We start from the raw sequence: 16,502 nt of genomic DNA, 5'->3' as shown, positions 1-16,502 counted from the left end.
GACAACGTCCAGATGACGGTTGAGCTGATCAACCCGATCGCCATGGAAGAGGGTGTTCGTTTCGCCATCCGCGAGGGCGGTCGTACCGTCGGCGCCGGCGTCGTCACCAAGATCCTGGCCTAAGAAGTTGCAGGGCAGGGGCCCGGGGGCGAACAGCCCCCCGGCCCCTAGCCTTTTGAAAAGCTGTTTACTTTCCCGGGTGGCGCGAATATAATTCGCGCCCCTTTTGTTCCACGTTCTTTAAGACCTGAGACCAAGCATGGCCGCGACCAGCCAATCTATTCGCATCCGGCTCAAGGCTTTCGATCACCGCCTGATCGACAAGTCTGCGCGCGAGATCGTCGAAACGGCAAAGCGCACCGGTGCCGTCGTGCGCGGGCCCATCCCGCTGCCGACCCGCAAGGAACGCTTCACTGTCCTCGCCTCCCCGCACGTCGACAAGAGCGCGCGTGACCAGTACGAGATCCGCACCCACAAGCGGCTCATGCAGATCATCGACCCCACGGAAAAGACCGTGGACGCGCTGTCGAAGCTCGACCTGCCTGCGGGCGTCGAAGTCCAGATCTCGCTGAACTAAGGAGATACGGACATGACGATTGCAATCGTAGGACGCAAGGCGGGCATGACCCGCGTCTTCACCCCGGATGGTGCGTCCATCCCGGTGACGGTGATCGAGTGCACGCCCAACCGCGTGACTCAGGTCAAGACCCTGGAGACCGACGGCTATCGCGCCGTGCAGGTCGCCGTGGGCGAGCAGAAGGCCAGCCGCGTTTCCAAGGCGCTGACCGGCATCTACAAGAAGGCCGGTGTCGCTCCGGGTCGTGGTCTCTGGGAAATTCGTCTGGACGACGGCGAAGGCGCCGACCTCCAGATGGGTTCGGAAATCAAGGTGAACGTGTTCGACGGCGTCAAGGCCGTGGATGTCACGGGCACCAGCATCGGCAAGGGTTTTGCCGGCGTCATCAAGCGTCACGGCTTCGGCGGTGGTCGCGCGACGCACGGCAACTCGCTCTCGCACCGCTCGCCGGGTTCTATCGGCCAGCGCCAGAGCCCCGGCCGCGTGTTCAAGGGTAAGAAGATGGCCGGCCACATGGGCAATGAACGTGTGACGGCTCTCAACCTCGATCTGGTGAAGATCGATGCGGAACGCAACCTCCTGCTGGTCAAGGGGGCTGTGCCGGGCGCTGCGAATGGCGATGTCATCGTGCGCCCCACGGTGAAGGCATAAGGCCCACTGGGGAAAAACGGCTATGGATATTCAACTGCACAATAGCGCCAACAAAATCTCCGTTTCCGACGCCGTCTTCGGCGCCGAGTACAACGAAGGCCTGATCCACCAGGTCGTGACCGCCTACATGGCGGCCGGCCGCGCGGGCACCAAGGCCCAGCTCGCCAAGGGCGAAGTCTCCGGCGGCGGCAAGAAGCCCTGGAAGCAGAAGGGTTCGGGCCGCGCCCGTGCCGGCTCGATCCGCTCGCCCCTGTGGCGCGGCGGCGGCAAGACCTTCGCGGCGGTCCCGCGTGATCACTCGCAGAAGGTCAACCGCAAGATGTATCGCGGCGCCCTGCGCTCGATCGTCGCCGAGCTGGCCCGCCAGGGTCACCTCGTGGTCGCCGAGACCTTCACCGTGGACGCCATCAAGACCAAGGGCCTGGTTGCTCAGCTCGAGCAGCTCGGCACCCAGGACATCCTGATCGTCACCGGCGAGCTGGACAAGAACCTGTTCCTTTCCTCGCGCAACCTGCACACCGTGGCGGTCTGCGACGTCGAAGCCCTCAACCCCGTCGCGCTGCTGCGGCACCAGAAGGTGCTGATGACGGCCGACGCCGTGAAGAAGCTGGAGGCGTGGCTGCAATGAACGTCGAACGCATGCACCAGATCATCCTCGCGCCGGTGATCTCCGAGAAGGCGACCCGCGTCGCCGAGAAGCGCAACCAGGCCGTCTTCAAGGTCGCCCGCAATGCCGAGAAGGCTGAGATCCGCGAGGCGGTCGAGAAGCTGTTCAATGTCAAGGTGACGGGCGTGCAGACGCTGGTCATGAAGGGCAAGAACAAGCGCTTCGGCCAGTTCACCGGCCGCCGCTCGGACTGGAAGAAAGCCTACGTCACGCTCGCCGAAGGTCAGGAAATCGACCTGGTCGGCAGCAACGCCGCCGCCTAACGGGACGCCGACATGCCTACCATTCAGATGAAGCCCACCTCGCCGGGCCGTCGCCACCAGGTCAAGGTGGTCACGCCGGGCCTGTGGAAGGGCGAACCGTACGCCCCGCTGGTCGAGAAGAAGAACTCGACGGGCGGCCGCAACAACAACGGCCACATGACCACCCGCCACAAGGGCGGCGGTCACAAGCAGTCGTACCGCGTGATCGACTTCAAGCGCACCAAGGACGGCATCCCCGCCAAGGTCGAGCGCCTGGAGTACGACCCGAACCGCAGCGCGCACATCGCCCTGCTGTGCTATGCCGACGGCGAGCGCGCCTACATCATCGCTCCGCGCGGCCTGGCCGTGGGTGACACCGTGCAGTCCGGCAGCGATGCCGCGATCAAGCCGGGCAATGCCCTGCCGCTGCGCAACATCCCGGCCGGCTCCACCGTGTGCTGCGTCGAGATGCGTCCGGGCAAGGGTGCGCAGATCGCCCGCTCCGCCGGTGCCGCCGTTCAGCTGGTGTCCCGCGACGGCGACTACGCGACCATCCGCCTGCGTTCCGGCGAGATGCGCAAGGTCCCCTCCGAGTGCCGCGCCACCGTCGGTGAAGTCGGCAACAACGAGCACAACCTGCGCCAGTACGGCAAGGCCGGTGCCAAGCGCTGGAAGGGCGTCCGCCCGACCGTCCGCGGCGTCGTGATGAACCCGGTCGACCACCCGCACGGTGGTGGCGAAGGCAAGTCCGGCCAGGGTAATCCGCACCCGGTCACGCCTTGGGGTCAGCAGACCAAGGGTCTCAAGACCCGCAACAACAAGCGCACGCAGAAGTTCATCGTGCGTAGCCGTCACAAGAAGAAGTAACGAGGGTCAGTCATGGCACGTTCTCTCAAGAAGGGCCCGTTCATCGATCATCACCTGCTCGCGAAGGTCGCGAAGGTGCAGGGTGAGCGCGTCAAGAAGCCGATCAAGACCTGGTCGCGCCGTTCGATGATCTCGCCGGACATGATCGGCCTGACCATCCAGGTCCACAACGGCAAGCAGCACATGCCGGTGTTCGTCACCGACAACATGATCGGCCACAAGCTGGGCGAGTTCGCTCCGACCCGTACGTTCAAGGGCCACGGCGACAAGAAGGCCGCGGGCTAAGGAAGCACGATCATGCAAACGCAAGCCGTACTGAAATTCGTCCGCCTGTCGCCGCAGAAGGCACGTGCCGTCGCCGACCTGGTGCGCGGCAAGAAGGTCGATGAGGCCCTGAACATCCTGAAGTTCAACACGCGCAAGTCCGCGCGTCTGATCCGCAAGGTGCTCGAGTCCGCCATCGCCAACGCCGAGAACAACCACGGCGCCGACGTGGACGAGCTGAAGCTGAAGGCCATCTTCATCGACGAGGGTCCGGTGCTCAAGCGCATCATGCCCCGCGCGAAGGGCCGCGCCGACCGTATCGTCAAGCCGACGAGCCACATCACCATCCGCGTGACGGACGAGTAAGAGAGACACTCATGGGTCACAAAGTTAATCCCAACGGCTTCCGCCTCGGCATCACCACCAAGTGGGTGTCGAACTGGTACGCCGAGCGCAAGGCCTACGGCGAGAACCTGCTGAAGGACATCCAGGTCCGCGACTTCCTCAAGAAGAAGCTGGCCCAGGCCTCCGTCTCGAAGATCCAGATCGACCGCCCGGCGAAGTCCGCCCGCGTCACGATCCACACCGCCCGTCCCGGCATCGTGATCGGCAAGAAGGGCGAGGACATCGAGAAGCTGAAGCAGGACGTCGCCCGCCTGATGGGCCTGAAGGCTGACGTCGTGCACATCTCGGTCGAGGAAATCCGCAAGCCGGAACTCGACTCGCAGCTGATCGCCGAGTCCGTGGCCCAGCAGCTCGAGCGTCGCATCATGTTCCGTCGCGCCATGAAGCGCGCCGTGCAGAACGCCATGCGCATCGGCGCCGGCGGCATCAAGATCCAGGTCAGCGGCCGTCTGAACGGCGCCGAGATCGCCCGCGTCGAGTGGTACCGCGAAGGTCGCGTGCCCCTCCATACGCTGCGCGCTCACGTGGATTACGCCACGGCCGAAGCCAAGACCACCTACGGCATCATCGGTGTCAAGGTGTGGGTGTTCAACGGCGAGGTCTACGACGCCCGCGCCGACAAGAAGGAAGAAGCCGCGGAAGCGGCTGCTGCCTGAGACTAGGAGAAGACTGCCATGATGCAGCCAAAACGCACCAAGTATCGCAAGCAGCAGAAGGGTCGCAACCGCGGCCTTGCGCTCAACGGCAACAAGGTCAGCTTCGGCGAGTTCGGCCTGAAGACGACCGAGCACGGCATGATCACCGCCCGCCAGATCGAAGCGGCCCGCCGCGTCATCTCCCGCTACGTCAAGCGTGGCGGCAAGGTGTGGATCCGCATCTTCCCGGACGCGCCGGTGACCAAGAAGCCCCTGGAAGTCCGCATGGGCTCCGGTAAGGGCAACGTCGAGTACTGGGTTGCCAAGGTGCAGCCCGGCAAGATGCTGTACGAAATGGAAGGCGTCGACGAAGCGACCGCCCGCGAGGCCTTCCGCCTCGCCGGCACCAAGCTCTGCGTCAAGACCGTCTTCGTCAACCGGACGATCATGTAATGAAAGCCCAGGAATATCTGAAGTCTCTCCGCGCCAAGAGCGCGAACGAGCTCAAAGAGGAGCTGGTGGCCCTTCGCAAGGAGCAGTTCAACCTGCGCATGCAGAAGGCTACCGGCCAGCAGAACCAGTCGCACCTGATCACGATCGCCCGCAAGAAGGTCGCCCAGGTGAAGACGCTGATGCGCCAGCAGGTGAAGTAAGCCATGACCGACCAGACCCAGACCGAGAACAAGGGCCACCGCGTGGTCGGCCGTGTCGTCAGCAACAAGGGCGACAAGACCATCACCGTGCTGGTTGAGCGCGTCGAGCGCCATCCGCTGTACGGCAAGACCCTGCGCCGCTCCACCAAGCTGCGCGCCCACGACGAGAAGAACGTCTGCAAGGAGGGCGACCTGGTCGCCATCGTCGAGACGCGTCCCCTGTCGGCGACCAAGCGCTTCCGCCTGGTCGAAGTGCTGCAGAGCGCCGGAGCCTAAGCCATGATCCAGCAGGAATCTTTCCTCGTCGCCGCCGACAACTCCGGCGCGCGCACGGTGCAGGTGATCCAGGTCAAGGGTTCGACCTACCGCCGCTACGCCGGCGTGGGCGACCTGATCAAGGTCACGGTCAAGGACGCGATACCCCGCGGCAAGGTCAAGAAGGGCGAAGTGCACGACGCCGTCGTCGTCCGCACCCGCTTCCCGATCAAGCGCGCCGACGGTTCGGTGATCCGCTTCGACACCAACGCCGCCGTTCTGCTGAACAACAAGAACGAGCCGCTGGGCACCCGTATCTTCGGGCCGGTGACGCGCGAACTGCGCGACCGCTTCATGAAGATCGTGTCGCTGGCGCCGGAAGTGCTGTAAGGGGCTGATGAAATGAGCAAGATTCGCAAGGGCGACGAAGTCGTCGTCATCACCGGCAAGGACAAGGGTCGCCGCGGCAAGGTCGAGCAGGTGCTCGTCGCCGAGGGCAAGCTCGTCGTTGAAGGCATCAACGTCGCCAAGAAGCACCAGCGCGGCAACCCGCAGGCTGGCGTGGCGGGCGGCATCGTCGAGAAGGCCATGCCGATCGAGGCGTCCAACGTGATGCTGTGGAACGCCAAGGCCGGCAAGGGCGATCGCGTCGGCTACAAGACCGAAGGCGACCGCAAGGTCCGTGTTTTCAAGTCCAACCAGGAACTGGTGGATTAATAGGCCGCAACCATGACTGCCACTCTGCAAACCCAGTACCGCGAGAAGCTCGCCCCCGAGCTCGCCAAGAAGCTCGGTGTCGGCGCGATGGAAACGCCGCGCATCTCCAAGATCGTCCTGAACATGGGCGTCGGCGAGGCCGCCAGCGATCGCAAGATCATCGAGACCGCGGTCGCCGAAATGACCGCCATCGCCGGCCAGAAGCCGGTGGTGACCCGTTCGCGCATCGCCATCGCCGGCTTCAAGATCCGCGAGAACATGCCGGTGGGCGTCACGGTCACCCTGCGCCGCGAGAAGATGTACGAATTCCTGGAGCGCCTGATCACCGTCGCCCTGCCGCGTATCCGCGACTTCCGCGGCATCTCGGCTCGCGGCTTCGACGGCCGCGGCAACTTCAACTTCGGCATCACCGAGCAGGGCATCTTCCCGGAAATCGAGTTCGACAAGATCGACGCGACCCGCGGCATGAACATCACCATCACCACCACGGCGAAGACCGACGAACAGGGCAGGGCACTGCTCGACGCGTTCAACTTCCCGTTCCGCAAGTAAGAGAACGTCATGGCCAAGACCAGCATGATCGAGCGCGAGACCAAGCGCGCCAAGCTGAACGCGAAGCACGGCAAGAAGCGTGCGAAGCTCAAGGAGCTGATCTCCAGCGTCACCGCCTCCCCCGAGGAGAAGGACGCTGCCGTGATCGCCCTGCAGAAGCTGCCGCGCGATTCCTCCAAGACCCGCCAGCGCAACCGCTGCAAGCTCACGGGCCGTACCCGTGGCGTGTACCGCAAGTTCGGCCTGACGCGTCACAAGCTGCGTGAAGCGGCGATGCGCGGCGAAGTGCCGGGCCTGAAGCTGGCCAGCTGGTAAGAGGCAAACGAAATGAGCATGACCGATCCCATCGCCGACTTCCTGACCCGCATCCGCAACGGCCAGGCGGCGCACAAGAAGCAGGTTTCCTCGCCGTCGTCCAAGGTCAAGGAAGCGATCGCCAACGTCCTGAAGGACGAGGGCTACATCGCCGACTTCCAGGTCGCCGCCGAAGGCAACAAGAAGACCATCACCGTCGCCCTGAAGTACTTCCAGGGCAAGCCGGTGATCGAGCGCATCGAGCGCATCTCCAAGCCCGCCCTGCGCGTGTACAAGAGCAAGGACGAGCTGCCGAAGGTCCTCGGCGGTCTCGGCGTCGCCATCATCTCCACCCCGAGCGGCGTCGTCAGCGACCGCAAGGCCCGCGCCGCCGGCCAGGGTGGCGAGGTGATCTGCATCGTCGCCTAAGGAATACGAACATGTCCCGCGTCGCTAAAATGCCGGTGAAGCTGCCGGCCGGTATCCAGGTCTCGGCAGCTGCCGGCCTGCTCACCGTCAAGGGTGCCAAGAGCAGCCTGACCATCAACGTTCCCAAGGCCGTCGAGATCGACGTGCAGGGCGACACCGTCACCGTGAAGTCGGAGTCCGTCAAGGCCGACAACATGCAGGCGGGCACCTTCCGCGCGCTGCTGAACAACGCCGTCATCGGCGTCAGCAAGGGCTACGAGAAGAAGCTGCAGCTGGTCGGCGTCGGCTACCGCGCCGCCACCGCCGGCAAGGTCGTGAACCTGTCGCTGGGCTTCTCGCACCCGGTCGCCTACCCGATCCCGGAAGGCATCACGGTGGAAACGCCGAGCCAGACCGAGATCATCATCAAGGGCGCCGACAAGAAGATGGTTGGCCAGGTGGCCGCCGACATCCGCGGCTTCCGTCCGCCTGAGCCGTACAAGGGCAAGGGCGTGCGGTACTCGACCGAGAAGGTCATCCTCAAGGAAGCCAAGAAGAAGTAAGGCCTGGCTGAACAGAGACCGTCATGAAAGACAAGAACCAAATCCGCCTGCGCCGCGCGCGCCGTGTCCGCTCCCACATCCGCGAGCTGGGCGTGCATCGCCTGACGATTCACCGTACGCCCCGCCACATCTACGCGCAGATCATCGCGCCGGGCGTGTCCGAGACCGTGGTCGCCGCTTCCACCGTCGAGAAGGAGCTGGCCTCCGCTCTCGAGGGCACCGGCAACGTCGAGGCCGCCAAGAAGGTTGGCGCCACGATCGCCGAGCGCGCCAAGGCCAAGGGCATCAGCAAGGTCGCCTTCGACCGTTCCGGTTTCAAGTATCACGGCCGCGTCAAGGCGCTGGCCGATGCCGCGCGCGAAGCCGGCCTGGAGTTCTAAGACATGGCACAGCACATGAACTACGACGATTCGCAGTCGGGCAGCGACTTCAAGGAGAAGCTGGTCGCCGTCAACCGCGTGTCCAAGACGGTCAAGGGCGGCAAGCAGTTCGCCTTCACCGCGCTGACCGTGGTCGGCGACGGCAATGGCCGCGTCGGCTTCGGCTACGGCAAGGCCCGTGAAGTGCCGGCCGCCATCGCCAAGGCGATGGACCAGGCCCGCAAGAACATGATCACCGTCTCCCTGCGCGGCCTGACCGTGCAGCACGAGATCTGGGGCCAGCACGGCGCCGCCAAGGTGTTCCTGCGTCCCGCCTCCGACGGTACCGGCGTGATCGCCGGCGGCGCCATGCGCGCCGTGTTCGAAGTAGCCGGCGTGCAGAACATCCTGGCCAAGGCCCTGGGTTCGCGCAATCCGATCAACCTGGTGCGTGCCACGATGGACGCACTGCAGAAGATGAACATCCCGTCCGAGATTGCGGCCAAGCGCGGCAAGACGGTCGAAGAGATCCTGGGATAAGCCATGGCGACCAAGCAGCTCAAAGTCACCCTGATCAAGAGCCTCGCCAAGAAGCTGGCGATGCACAAGAACAATGTGCACGGCCTGGGCCTGACCAAGCCGCACCAGTCCGTGGTGGTCAGCGCCACCCCGGAAAACCTGGGCATGATCAACAAGTCTTCCCACATGTTCCGCGTGGAAGAGGTCAAGTAAGCCATGAAGCTCAACACCATCAAGCCGGCCAAGGGCGCCAAGAAGGCCAAGACCCGCGTTGCCCGCGGCATCGGCTCGGGCCTGGGCAAGACCGCCGGCCGCGGCCACAAGGGCCAGCACGCCCGTTCGGGCGGCTACAACAAGCTAGGCTTCGAGGGCGGCCAGATGCCGATCCAGCGTCGCCTGCCCAAGCGCGGCTTCAACTCCCCGCTGATCGGCCTGACCGCCGAAGTGCGCCTGTCGGAGCTGAACAAGCTCGACGTCGCCGAGATCGACCTGGCCGTGCTGAAGGCCAAGAACGTGGTCGGCGCCAACGTGCAGACCGCCAAGGTCATCAAGTCGGGCGAGCTGACCCGCGCCGTCACCCTCAAGGGCATCCTGGTCACCAAGGGCGCCCGTGAGGCCGTGACCGCCGCCGGCGGCACGATCAGCGAGTAAGTTCGGTACCAACCGAGAAACACATGGCGAAAGCACCAGGCATGCCGGCGGGATCGATGGTCCCGGACCTCTCCAAGATCGGGGAAGTCCGTAGCCGTCTGCTGTTCCTGCTGGGCGCCATCATCGTGTTCCGCATCGGCAGCTACATCCCGGTGCCGGGCATCGATCCTGCCCAGCTGACGGCGCTGTTCAACCAGTCCAAGGGCACGATCCTGGACATGTTCAACATGTTCTCGGGCGGTTCGCTCGAGCGCCTGTCGATCTTTGCCCTGGGCGTGATGCCGTACATCTCGGCCTCGATCATCGTGCAGCTGATGGCCGCCGTCGTTCCGCAGCTCAAGGAGCTGAAGAAGGAGGGGGAGTCCGGCCGCCGCACGATCACCAAGTACACCCGCTACGGCACCCTGGTCCTGGCGCTGTTCCAGTCCGTGGGCGCCGCCATCGCGCTGCAGAAGTCGGGCGTGGCGATCAACGCCGGCTTCGGCTTCCTGTTCACCGCGACGGTGTCCCTGGTGACCGGCACCATGTTCCTGATGTGGCTCGGCGAGCAGATCACCGAGCGAGGCATCGGCAACGGCATCTCCATGCTGATCTTCGCCGGCATCGTGGCGGGCTTCCCCCGCGCCCTGGCGTCGACCGCCCAGCTGGTCAGCGAGGGCTCCATCAGCGGCTTCGTCGTGCTGCTGGTGCTGGTGGCCGTGGTCCTGGTGACCTGGTTCGTGGTCTACGTGGAGCGCGCCCAGCGCCGCATCCCGGTGCACCACGCCCGCCGCCAGCAGGGCCGCAAGGTGTTCGCCGCCCAGACCCAGCACTTGCCGCTGAAGCTGAACATGTCGGGCGTGATCCCGCCGATCTTCGCTTCCTCGCTGATCCTGTTCCCGGCCTCGCTGGTGCAGTTCTTCGGTGACGATGCCCAGGGCGGCTTCCTGCAGCAGGTCGCCAACGCCCTGTCGCCGGGCCAGCCCCTGTACACGCTGCTGTACGGCCTGCTGATCGTGTTCTTCTGCTTTTTCTACACCGCGCTGGTGTTCGACTCGCGCGAGACGGCGGAGAACCTGAAGAAGTCGGGCGCCTTCATCCCGGGCGTGCGTCCGGGCGTGATGACGGCCAAGTACATCGACACCGTGCTGACCCGCCTGACGGTCGCCGGCGCCGCGTACATCCTGGCGGTGTGCCTGTTCCCCGAGATCCTGCGCAGCTTCGTGAGCGGCATCCCGTTCTATTTCGGCGGCACCTCGCTGCTGATCACCGTGGTCGTGGTGATGGACTTCATGGCGCAGCTGCAGGCGCACCTGATGTCCCACCAGTACGAAGGCCTGATGAAAAAGGCCAATCTGAAGTCCCTGGGTCCGTCGTCGGCACGCTGATCCGGCAAATTTGAGAGTCAAATCATGAAAGTCCGCGCTTCGGTCAAGAAAATCTGCCGCAACTGCAAGGTGGTACGCCGCAACGGGGTGGTCCGCATCCTGTGCTCGGACCCCCGCCACAAGCAGCGTCAGGGTTGATTTTTTCGGTTAAATATCAGTAGAATCGCGCCCTTTTTCGCGCTATTGGCATAAGTTGTACTAGGAGTTTCGCGTATGGCACGTATCGCGGGTGTCAACATCCCGGATAGGAAGCACACCGTCATCGCCCTCACGGCGATCTACGGCATCGGCAAGACCCGCTCGCGCAAGATCTGCGTGGCCGCGGGGATTGATCCCACTGTGCAGATTCGCACGCTGACGGAAGGCGAGCTGGACAAGCTGCGCGCCGAGGTCGGCAAGTACATCGTGGAAGGCGACCTGCGCCGCGAAGTGTCGATGAGCATCAAGCGCCTGATCGACCTGGGCTGCTACCGTGGCACCCGCCACCGTCGCGGTCTGCCGGTCCGTGGCCAGCGCACCCGTACCAACGCCCGTACCCGCAAGGGTCCGCGCCGTGGCACGGTCGCGATGAAGAAGACCACCTGATAGCGCCCGGAACCTGATATGGCTACCCAGAACAACGCCGCCGCCGCCAAGCGCAAGAAGGTCAAGAAGAACGTGACCGATGCCGTGGCCCACATCCACGCCTCGTTCAACAACACGATCATCCTGATCACCGATCGCCAGGGCAATGCGATCTCCTGGAGCACGGCGGGCGCCGCCGGCTTCAAGGGCTCGCGCAAGTCCACCCCGTTCGCCGCCCAGGTCGCTGCCGACAAGGCCGCCCAGGCTGCCGCCGAGCACGGCGTGAAGAACGTCGAAGTGCTGGTGAAGGGCCCCGGCCCCGGCCGCGAGTCCGCCGTGCGTGCGCTGAACGCCGCCGGCTTCAAGATCGTCAACATCACCGACGTGACCCCGATTCCGCACAACGGCTGCCGCGCGCCCAAGCGCCGCCGCGTGTAAGCCGCTCCCGGAGACTACCTCATGGCTCGTTACATTGGCCCCAAGTGCAAGCTTTCCCGCCGCGCCGGCACCGACCTGCTGCTCAAGTCGCGCGCCCGCTCGCTGGACAGCAAGTGCAAGCTCGAAACCCGCCCCGGTCAGCACGGCGCCGTCAAGCCGCGCCTGTCCGACTACGCGCTGCAGCTGCGTGAAAAGCAGAAGCTGAAGCAGATGTACGGCGTGCTCGAGAAGCAGTTCCGCAACTACTACCTCAAGGCGTCGTCCAAGAAGGGCTCCACCGGCCTGATCCTGCTGCAGATGCTGGAAAGCCGCCTGGACAACGTCGTCTACCGCATGGGCTTCGGCCGCACGCGTTCCGAGTCGCGCCAGCTGGTCGGCCACAAGGCCGTTCTGGTCAACGGCAAGCCGGTCAACATTCCGTCCTACCAGGTGCAGGTCGGCGATGTGGTCGAGATCCGCGAGAAGTCCCGCAACCAGAGCCGCGTGGCCGAGTCCCTGTCGATCGCCTCGCAGGCCGGCATGCCGGACTGGGTCGATGTCGACGAGAAGGGCCTGAAGGGCACTTTCAAGGCTGTCCCGACGCGTGACCAGATCGTGCCGGACATCAACGAGCAGCTCGTCGTCGAGTTGTACTCCAAGTAATTCACCGGCCGCATAAGCCGAGGAAGTATCCCGCATGCAGAATGTGATTGCCGACCTGCTGAAGCCGCGCCTCATCGAGGTGGAAGCCGTTTCCGCCCATCGTGCGCGCGTCACCCTCGAACCCATGGAGCGTGGCTTCGGCCATACGCTGGGCAATGCCCTGCGCCGCATCCTGCTGTCGTCCATCCCGGGCGCGGCGATCACCGAAGTGCAGATCGACGGTGTCGTGCACGAGTACAGCGCGGTCGAAGGCGTCCAGGAGGACGTCATCGACATCCTGCTGAACATCAAGAACATCGCGATCCGCATGCACGCCCGCGAAGAAGCCACCCTGCGTCTCGAGAAGTCGGGCAAGGGCGTGGTCACCGCCGGCGACATCCAGCTGGATCACGACGTCGAGATCGTGAACCCGGACCTGGTGCTGGCGCACCTGACCGGCGGCAAGCTGAACATGACCCTCAAGGTCACCCGCGGCCGCGGCTATGTGCCGGCTGCCAGCGTGGTGCGCGACGAGGAAACCCGCGGCATCGGCGTGCTGAAGCTGGACGCCAGCTACAGCCCGGTGCGCCGCGTCAGCTACGCCGTCGAGCGCGCCCGCGTGGCCCAGCGCACCGACCTGGACAAGCTGATCCTGGACGTGGACACCAACGGCGGCATCGACGCGGCGGAAGCCGTGCGCCTGTCGGCCCGCATCCTGCGTGACCAGCTGGCCGTGTTCGTCGACCTGGAGGCGGAAGCCGCCCAGGCCGCCGCCGCCCCGGGCAAGAAGGACCTGTCGCCGATCCTGTTCCGCCCGATCGACGATCTGGAACTCACCGTGCGTTCGGCCAACTGCCTCAAGGCCGAGAACGTCTACTACATCGGCGATCTGGTGCAGCGCACCGAGATGGAGCTGATGAAGACGCCGAACCTGGGCAAGAAGTCGCTGAACGAGATCAAGGAAGCGCTGAAGGCGCACGACCTCGAGCTGGGAATGAAGCTCGACAACTGGTCGTCGCCCAAGACGCCCGCCTGAAGAAGCATTTAAAGGATAAGTACCATGCGTCACGGAATGTCTGGCCGCGCGTTCGGCCGTAGCCCCAGCCACCGCAAGGCCACGATGCAGGCCATCACGGTTGCGCTGATCAAGAATGAACTGATCAAGACCACGGTGCCCAAGGCGAAGGAACTGCGCCGCGTGGCCGAGCCGCTGATCACCCGCGCCAAGGCCGATACCCTGGCCAACCGCCGCGTGGTGTTCTCGCGCCTGCGCGACCGCGATGCGGTGACCAAGCTGTTCACCGAGATCGGCCCGCGCTACGCCAAGCGCCCGGGCGGCTATCTGCGAATTCTCCGCTGCGGCTTCCGCGCCGGTGACGACGCCCCGATGGCCTACGTCGAGCTCGTCGACCGTCCGCGCGGCGAAGCCGCTCCGGCCGAGGCTCCTGCCGCCTAAAGCAGTCAAAGTCTTTCCTGACTTCGCAAAGGGCGCCCTGGGGGCGCCCTTTGCCGTTTCCGGGCGTCCGAAGGGCCTGCCAGCGCTGCCGCAATCGTTGCGGTGCCCGCGCCCAGGCGGCCTCCGCCGCGGCGACCGTGGCAGCGCCGACAGGCCCTAGGGTTCCCATGAGGGTATCCTGATGAACATGTCCCGCAATTCCGCCGTCGCCCTGGCCCTGGCCACGGTCTATCTCGTCTGGGGCTCCACGTATCTGGCGATCCGGGTCGGCGTGCGCGACCTGCCGCCCTTCCTGTTTGCCGGCAGCCGCTTCCTGGGCGCGGGCCTGCTGATGCTGCTCTGGGCCTGGAGCCGCGGCCAGAAGCTGCCCACGCGCTGGCGGGACTACCGCAGCATCGGGCTGGCGGCCGTCACCATGCTGGTAGCCGGCAATGGCCTGGTGACCTGGGCCGAGCAGTGGGTGGAGTCCAACCAGGCCGCCCTGATCGTGGCCACCAGCGCGCTGTGGATCGCCTGGTTCGGGACCTTCGGCCTCCGGGGGGAGCCCATCGGCCGCAGCAGCGTCATCGGGCTGGCGGTGGGCTTCGCCGGCGTGGCCGTGCTGGTCGGCGGCGGCATCCAGTTGCGCGCGGCCCCGCCCCTGGGCTACGCCGCCCTGCTGGGGGCCGCCATGGCCTGGGGCGTGGGCTCGGTGTACCTGCGGCGCCACCCGCCGGACTGCAGCGCCTGGGCGGGCGCCGCCCTGCAGATGCTGATCGCCGGCAGCCTGATGTCCGGCATCGGGCTGGCTTCCGGCGAGCTGCCGCGCTGGCACCTGACGCCGTCGGCGGCATGGATGCTGCTGTACCTGATGCTGTTCGGCTCCTGCGTCGCCTATGGCGCCTATTTCTGGCTGGTGCAGCAGGTGACGCCGGCCGTGCTCGGCACCTATGCTTACGTCAATCCTGCGGTGGCCGTGGTGCTGGGCTGGGCCCTGGTGGGCGAGCAGCTGTCGCCGATGCAGTGGCTGGGCACCGGCGTGATCCTGGCCGGCGTCGTGCTGGTGACGCTGGCCTCGCGCAAGCCCAAGCCGGCGAGTCCGGCATGATGTGATTATTAATTAATCGTAAATACAATATTCAATAATATATCACGATGCTCTCCGATCCCCTCCGCAAGCGCGTCCGCCATGGCCTGGCCTGCCTGGCCTTGGTGCTGGCGTGGCCGCTGCAGGCGGCGGGGCCGGCGGGCAACGTGCTGCGCATCGGCAACGGCGCGGAGCCCCAGACCCTGGACCCGCACAAGACGGAGACGGTGGACGGATCGCGCATCGTGCGCGACCTCTGCGAGGGGCTGACCAACGTCTCGCCGACCGGGCAGACCGTGCCGGGCGCGGCCGAGCGCTGGCAGATCAGCCCTGACGGCCTGGAGTACATCTTCTTCCTGCGGCCGCAGGCGCGCTGGTCCAACGGCGACCCGGTGGTGGCGGAGGACTTCGTCGCCGGCCTGCGCCGGGCGGCGGACCCCAAGACCGGCTCCAGCTATGCCCAGATGCTGGAGCCGCTGCTCAACGGCCCGGAGGTGGTCACCGGCAAGAAGCCGCCGGAGGCCCTGGGCGTGGAAGCGGTGGACGACCACACGCTGCTGCTGCGCCTGCGCGGTCCGACGCCCTACCTGCTGGGCATGCTGTCGCACACCACCACCTTTCCGATCCACCGGCCCAGCTTCGCCAGGCACGGCGACCAGTTCGCGCGGCCCGGCCACATGGTCTGCAACGGCGCCTACATGCTGGACCAGTGGGTGGTGCAGTCGCACGTGCGCCTCAAGCGCAACCGCTACTACTGGAACAACGCCAACACGCATATCGACACGGTGGTCTTCTACTCCACCGAGGACGTGAACTCGGAGCTGAAGGCCTACCGCGCGGGCGACCTGGACTGGGCTACCGGCTACCCGGCGGTGCTGACGCCCTGGATCCGGCAGAACCTGAAGGGCGAACTGAAGATGGGGCCGTACCTCGGCATCTCCTACTTCGGCTACAACGTCACCCGCCCGCCGTTCAAGGACAACCTCAAGCTGCGCCAGGCCCTGAGCCTGGCGATCGACCGCGACGTGATCGTGGACAAGGTGCTCTACACGCTCTCGATACCGGCCTACGGCTGGATCCCGCCGGGTACCGAGGGCGTGGTGCCGCAGACGCCGCCGGAGGCGAAATGGACGCAGGCGCAGCGCCTGGCGCTGGCGCGCAAGCTCTACGCCGAGGCCGGCTACTCGCAGGACAACCCGGCCGAGGTGGAGATCCGCTACAACACCAGCGAGAACAACAAGCGCATGGCGGTGGTCGTGGCGGCGATGTGGAAGCAGTGGCTGGGCGTGAAGAGCACGCTGGCCAACGAGGAGTGGAAGGTCTTCCTCAACACGCGCAAGCTGAAGAAGAAGACCGAGGTGTTCCGCTCCGCCTGGATCGGCGACTACAACGACGCCACCACCTTCCTGGACATCATGCACAGCACTCACGGCCAGAACGATACCGGCTGGGGCAACCCGCGCTACGACGCGCTGCTGGCGATGGCCGCGGCCGAGACCGACGCGGGGCGCCGCCGCGCGATGCTGGAGGAGGCGGAGCGGATCCTGCTGTCGGAGCTGCCGTACATTCCGCTGACCTTCTACGTCAGCAAGAATCTGGTGAAGCCCTGGGTGAAGCAGTGGCAGGACAACATCCTGGACTACCACTATTCCAGGGACATGCGGATCGAGGGCTATTGACCATGGCTTTCACCCGTCCCCGCAATTGCAGG

Annotated in this window: 31 protein-coding genes; all 31 read left to right on the top strand. The window is 65.4% G+C overall.

Features of this window, described 5'->3' with window-relative positions; translation table 11 throughout:
• On the top strand, window positions 1-123 hold a 123-nt coding region (locus tag C3942_RS08445; RefSeq protein WP_494546241.1), incomplete at its 5' end, for an EF-Tu C-terminal domain-related protein.
• Window positions 124-259: 136 nt separating this feature from the next.
• Window positions 260-577, top strand: coding sequence for a 30S ribosomal protein S10 (gene rpsJ, locus C3942_RS08440; RefSeq protein ID WP_104229931.1), 318 nt, complete (start codon window positions 260-262; stop codon window positions 575-577).
• A gap of 12 nt (window positions 578-589) precedes the next feature.
• Window positions 590-1,228 carry a 50S ribosomal protein L3 gene (gene rplC / locus C3942_RS08435; RefSeq protein ID WP_104229930.1) on the top strand — a complete coding sequence of 213 codons (639 nt, stop codon included), beginning with the start codon at window positions 590-592 and terminating at the stop codon, window positions 1,226-1,228.
• Between the two features lie 22 nt (window positions 1,229-1,250).
• Window positions 1,251-1,856: a 50S ribosomal protein L4 gene (gene rplD, locus C3942_RS08430; protein WP_104229929.1), complete on the top strand. Its 606-nt coding sequence runs from the start codon at window positions 1,251-1,253 to the stop codon at window positions 1,854-1,856.
• Window positions 1,853-2,158: a 50S ribosomal protein L23 gene (gene rplW, locus C3942_RS08425; protein ID WP_104229928.1), complete on the top strand. Its 306-nt coding sequence runs from the start codon at window positions 1,853-1,855 to the stop codon at window positions 2,156-2,158. Before rplD ends, rplW begins: the two co-directional genes overlap by 4 nt.
• 12 nt (window positions 2,159-2,170) lie before the next feature.
• The gene (gene rplB, locus C3942_RS08420; RefSeq protein WP_104229927.1) at window positions 2,171-3,004 is read left to right on the top strand and encodes a 50S ribosomal protein L2; all 834 of its coding nucleotides are present in this window, start codon (window positions 2,171-2,173) and stop codon (window positions 3,002-3,004) included.
• Window positions 3,005-3,016: 12 nt separating this feature from the next.
• Window positions 3,017-3,289 carry a 30S ribosomal protein S19 gene (gene rpsS, locus C3942_RS08415; protein ID WP_104229926.1) on the top strand — a complete coding sequence of 91 codons (273 nt, stop codon included), beginning with the start codon at window positions 3,017-3,019 and terminating at the stop codon, window positions 3,287-3,289.
• 9 nt (window positions 3,290-3,298) lie between these two features.
• On the top strand, window positions 3,299-3,634 hold the full coding sequence (rplV, locus tag C3942_RS08410; protein WP_436286236.1) for a 50S ribosomal protein L22: 336 nt from the start codon (window positions 3,299-3,301) through the stop codon (window positions 3,632-3,634).
• An 11-nt stretch (window positions 3,635-3,645) separates the two neighbouring features.
• On the top strand, window positions 3,646-4,329 hold the full coding sequence (gene rpsC / locus C3942_RS08405; protein WP_104229924.1) for a 30S ribosomal protein S3: 684 nt from the start codon (window positions 3,646-3,648) through the stop codon (window positions 4,327-4,329).
• An 18-nt stretch (window positions 4,330-4,347) separates the two neighbouring features.
• Window positions 4,348-4,761: a 50S ribosomal protein L16 gene (rplP, locus tag C3942_RS08400; protein ID WP_104229923.1), complete on the top strand. Its 414-nt coding sequence runs from the start codon at window positions 4,348-4,350 to the stop codon at window positions 4,759-4,761.
• Window positions 4,761-4,961 (top strand): 50S ribosomal protein L29, encoded by a 201-nt coding sequence (gene rpmC / locus C3942_RS08395; protein ID WP_104229922.1) that lies wholly within the window; start codon window positions 4,761-4,763, stop codon window positions 4,959-4,961. Before rplP ends, rpmC begins: the two co-directional genes overlap by 1 nt.
• A 3-nt stretch (window positions 4,962-4,964) precedes the next feature.
• Window positions 4,965-5,237, top strand: coding sequence for a 30S ribosomal protein S17 (gene rpsQ, locus C3942_RS08390; RefSeq protein WP_104229921.1), 273 nt, complete (start codon window positions 4,965-4,967; stop codon window positions 5,235-5,237).
• A 3-nt stretch (window positions 5,238-5,240) separates the two neighbouring features.
• Window positions 5,241-5,606, top strand: coding sequence for a 50S ribosomal protein L14 (rplN, locus tag C3942_RS08385; protein WP_104229920.1), 366 nt, complete (start codon window positions 5,241-5,243; stop codon window positions 5,604-5,606).
• Between the two features lie 12 nt (window positions 5,607-5,618).
• Window positions 5,619-5,933, top strand: coding sequence for a 50S ribosomal protein L24 (gene rplX / locus C3942_RS08380; RefSeq protein ID WP_104229919.1), 315 nt, complete (start codon window positions 5,619-5,621; stop codon window positions 5,931-5,933).
• Window positions 5,934-5,945: 12 nt separating this feature from the next.
• Window positions 5,946-6,485: a 50S ribosomal protein L5 gene (rplE, locus tag C3942_RS08375; RefSeq protein WP_104229918.1), complete on the top strand. Its 540-nt coding sequence runs from the start codon at window positions 5,946-5,948 to the stop codon at window positions 6,483-6,485.
• A 9-nt stretch (window positions 6,486-6,494) separates the two neighbouring features.
• The gene (gene rpsN, locus C3942_RS08370) at window positions 6,495-6,800 is read left to right on the top strand and encodes a 30S ribosomal protein S14 (RefSeq protein WP_104229917.1); all 306 of its coding nucleotides are present in this window, start codon (window positions 6,495-6,497) and stop codon (window positions 6,798-6,800) included.
• A gap of 12 nt (window positions 6,801-6,812) precedes the next feature.
• A complete protein-coding gene (gene rpsH, locus C3942_RS08365) occupies window positions 6,813-7,208 on the top strand; it encodes a 30S ribosomal protein S8 (RefSeq protein ID WP_104229916.1) in 396 nt (131 codons plus the stop codon).
• An 11-nt stretch (window positions 7,209-7,219) separates the two neighbouring features.
• Window positions 7,220-7,750, top strand: coding sequence for a 50S ribosomal protein L6 (rplF, locus tag C3942_RS08360; protein ID WP_104229915.1), 531 nt, complete (start codon window positions 7,220-7,222; stop codon window positions 7,748-7,750).
• A 23-nt stretch (window positions 7,751-7,773) separates the two neighbouring features.
• The gene (rplR, locus tag C3942_RS08355; protein ID WP_104229914.1) at window positions 7,774-8,130 is read left to right on the top strand and encodes a 50S ribosomal protein L18; all 357 of its coding nucleotides are present in this window, start codon (window positions 7,774-7,776) and stop codon (window positions 8,128-8,130) included.
• Between the two features lie 3 nt (window positions 8,131-8,133).
• Complete coding sequence (gene rpsE / locus C3942_RS08350; protein ID WP_366516597.1) at window positions 8,134-8,649, top strand: 30S ribosomal protein S5; 516 nt, start codon at window positions 8,134-8,136, stop codon at window positions 8,647-8,649.
• Between the two features lie 3 nt (window positions 8,650-8,652).
• On the top strand, window positions 8,653-8,841 hold the full coding sequence (gene rpmD, locus C3942_RS08345; RefSeq protein WP_104229913.1) for a 50S ribosomal protein L30: 189 nt from the start codon (window positions 8,653-8,655) through the stop codon (window positions 8,839-8,841).
• Between the two features lie 3 nt (window positions 8,842-8,844).
• Complete coding sequence (rplO, locus tag C3942_RS08340) at window positions 8,845-9,279, top strand: 50S ribosomal protein L15 (RefSeq protein ID WP_104229912.1); 435 nt, start codon at window positions 8,845-8,847, stop codon at window positions 9,277-9,279.
• A 23-nt stretch (window positions 9,280-9,302) separates the two neighbouring features.
• On the top strand, window positions 9,303-10,646 hold the full coding sequence (gene secY, locus C3942_RS08335) for a preprotein translocase subunit SecY (protein ID WP_207766016.1): 1,344 nt from the start codon (window positions 9,303-9,305) through the stop codon (window positions 10,644-10,646).
• A gap of 24 nt (window positions 10,647-10,670) precedes the next feature.
• Complete coding sequence (rpmJ, locus tag C3942_RS08330) at window positions 10,671-10,784, top strand: 50S ribosomal protein L36 (RefSeq protein ID WP_104229910.1); 114 nt, start codon at window positions 10,671-10,673, stop codon at window positions 10,782-10,784.
• Window positions 10,785-10,859: 75 nt separating this feature from the next.
• Window positions 10,860-11,231 (top strand): 30S ribosomal protein S13, encoded by a 372-nt coding sequence (gene rpsM, locus C3942_RS08325; protein ID WP_104229909.1) that lies wholly within the window; start codon window positions 10,860-10,862, stop codon window positions 11,229-11,231.
• An 18-nt stretch (window positions 11,232-11,249) separates the two neighbouring features.
• The gene (gene rpsK, locus C3942_RS08320) at window positions 11,250-11,648 is read left to right on the top strand and encodes a 30S ribosomal protein S11 (RefSeq protein ID WP_104229908.1); all 399 of its coding nucleotides are present in this window, start codon (window positions 11,250-11,252) and stop codon (window positions 11,646-11,648) included.
• 21 nt (window positions 11,649-11,669) lie between these two features.
• On the top strand, window positions 11,670-12,290 hold the full coding sequence (gene rpsD, locus C3942_RS08315; protein WP_104229907.1) for a 30S ribosomal protein S4: 621 nt from the start codon (window positions 11,670-11,672) through the stop codon (window positions 12,288-12,290).
• Between the two features lie 34 nt (window positions 12,291-12,324).
• On the top strand, window positions 12,325-13,305 hold the full coding sequence (locus C3942_RS08310) for a DNA-directed RNA polymerase subunit alpha (protein WP_104229906.1): 981 nt from the start codon (window positions 12,325-12,327) through the stop codon (window positions 13,303-13,305).
• Window positions 13,306-13,329: 24 nt separating this feature from the next.
• Window positions 13,330-13,725, top strand: coding sequence for a 50S ribosomal protein L17 (rplQ, locus tag C3942_RS08305; RefSeq protein WP_104229905.1), 396 nt, complete (start codon window positions 13,330-13,332; stop codon window positions 13,723-13,725).
• 181 nt (window positions 13,726-13,906) lie between these two features.
• Window positions 13,907-14,812 (top strand): EamA family transporter, encoded by a 906-nt coding sequence (locus C3942_RS08300; RefSeq protein ID WP_104229904.1) that lies wholly within the window; start codon window positions 13,907-13,909, stop codon window positions 14,810-14,812.
• Window positions 14,813-14,859: 47 nt separating this feature from the next.
• A complete protein-coding gene (locus C3942_RS08295; protein ID WP_243393546.1) occupies window positions 14,860-16,470 on the top strand; it encodes a peptide ABC transporter substrate-binding protein in 1,611 nt (536 codons plus the stop codon).
• Window positions 16,471-16,502: the final 32 nt, after the last annotated feature.

The organism is Solimonas fluminis (genome assembly GCF_002930645.1).
GTDB classification, from domain to species: domain Bacteria; phylum Pseudomonadota; class Gammaproteobacteria; order Nevskiales; family Nevskiaceae; genus Solimonas_A; species Solimonas_A fluminis.
Note: the sequence above shows the minus strand (reverse complement) of the source record. Positions and strands in the feature narration are given on the sequence as shown.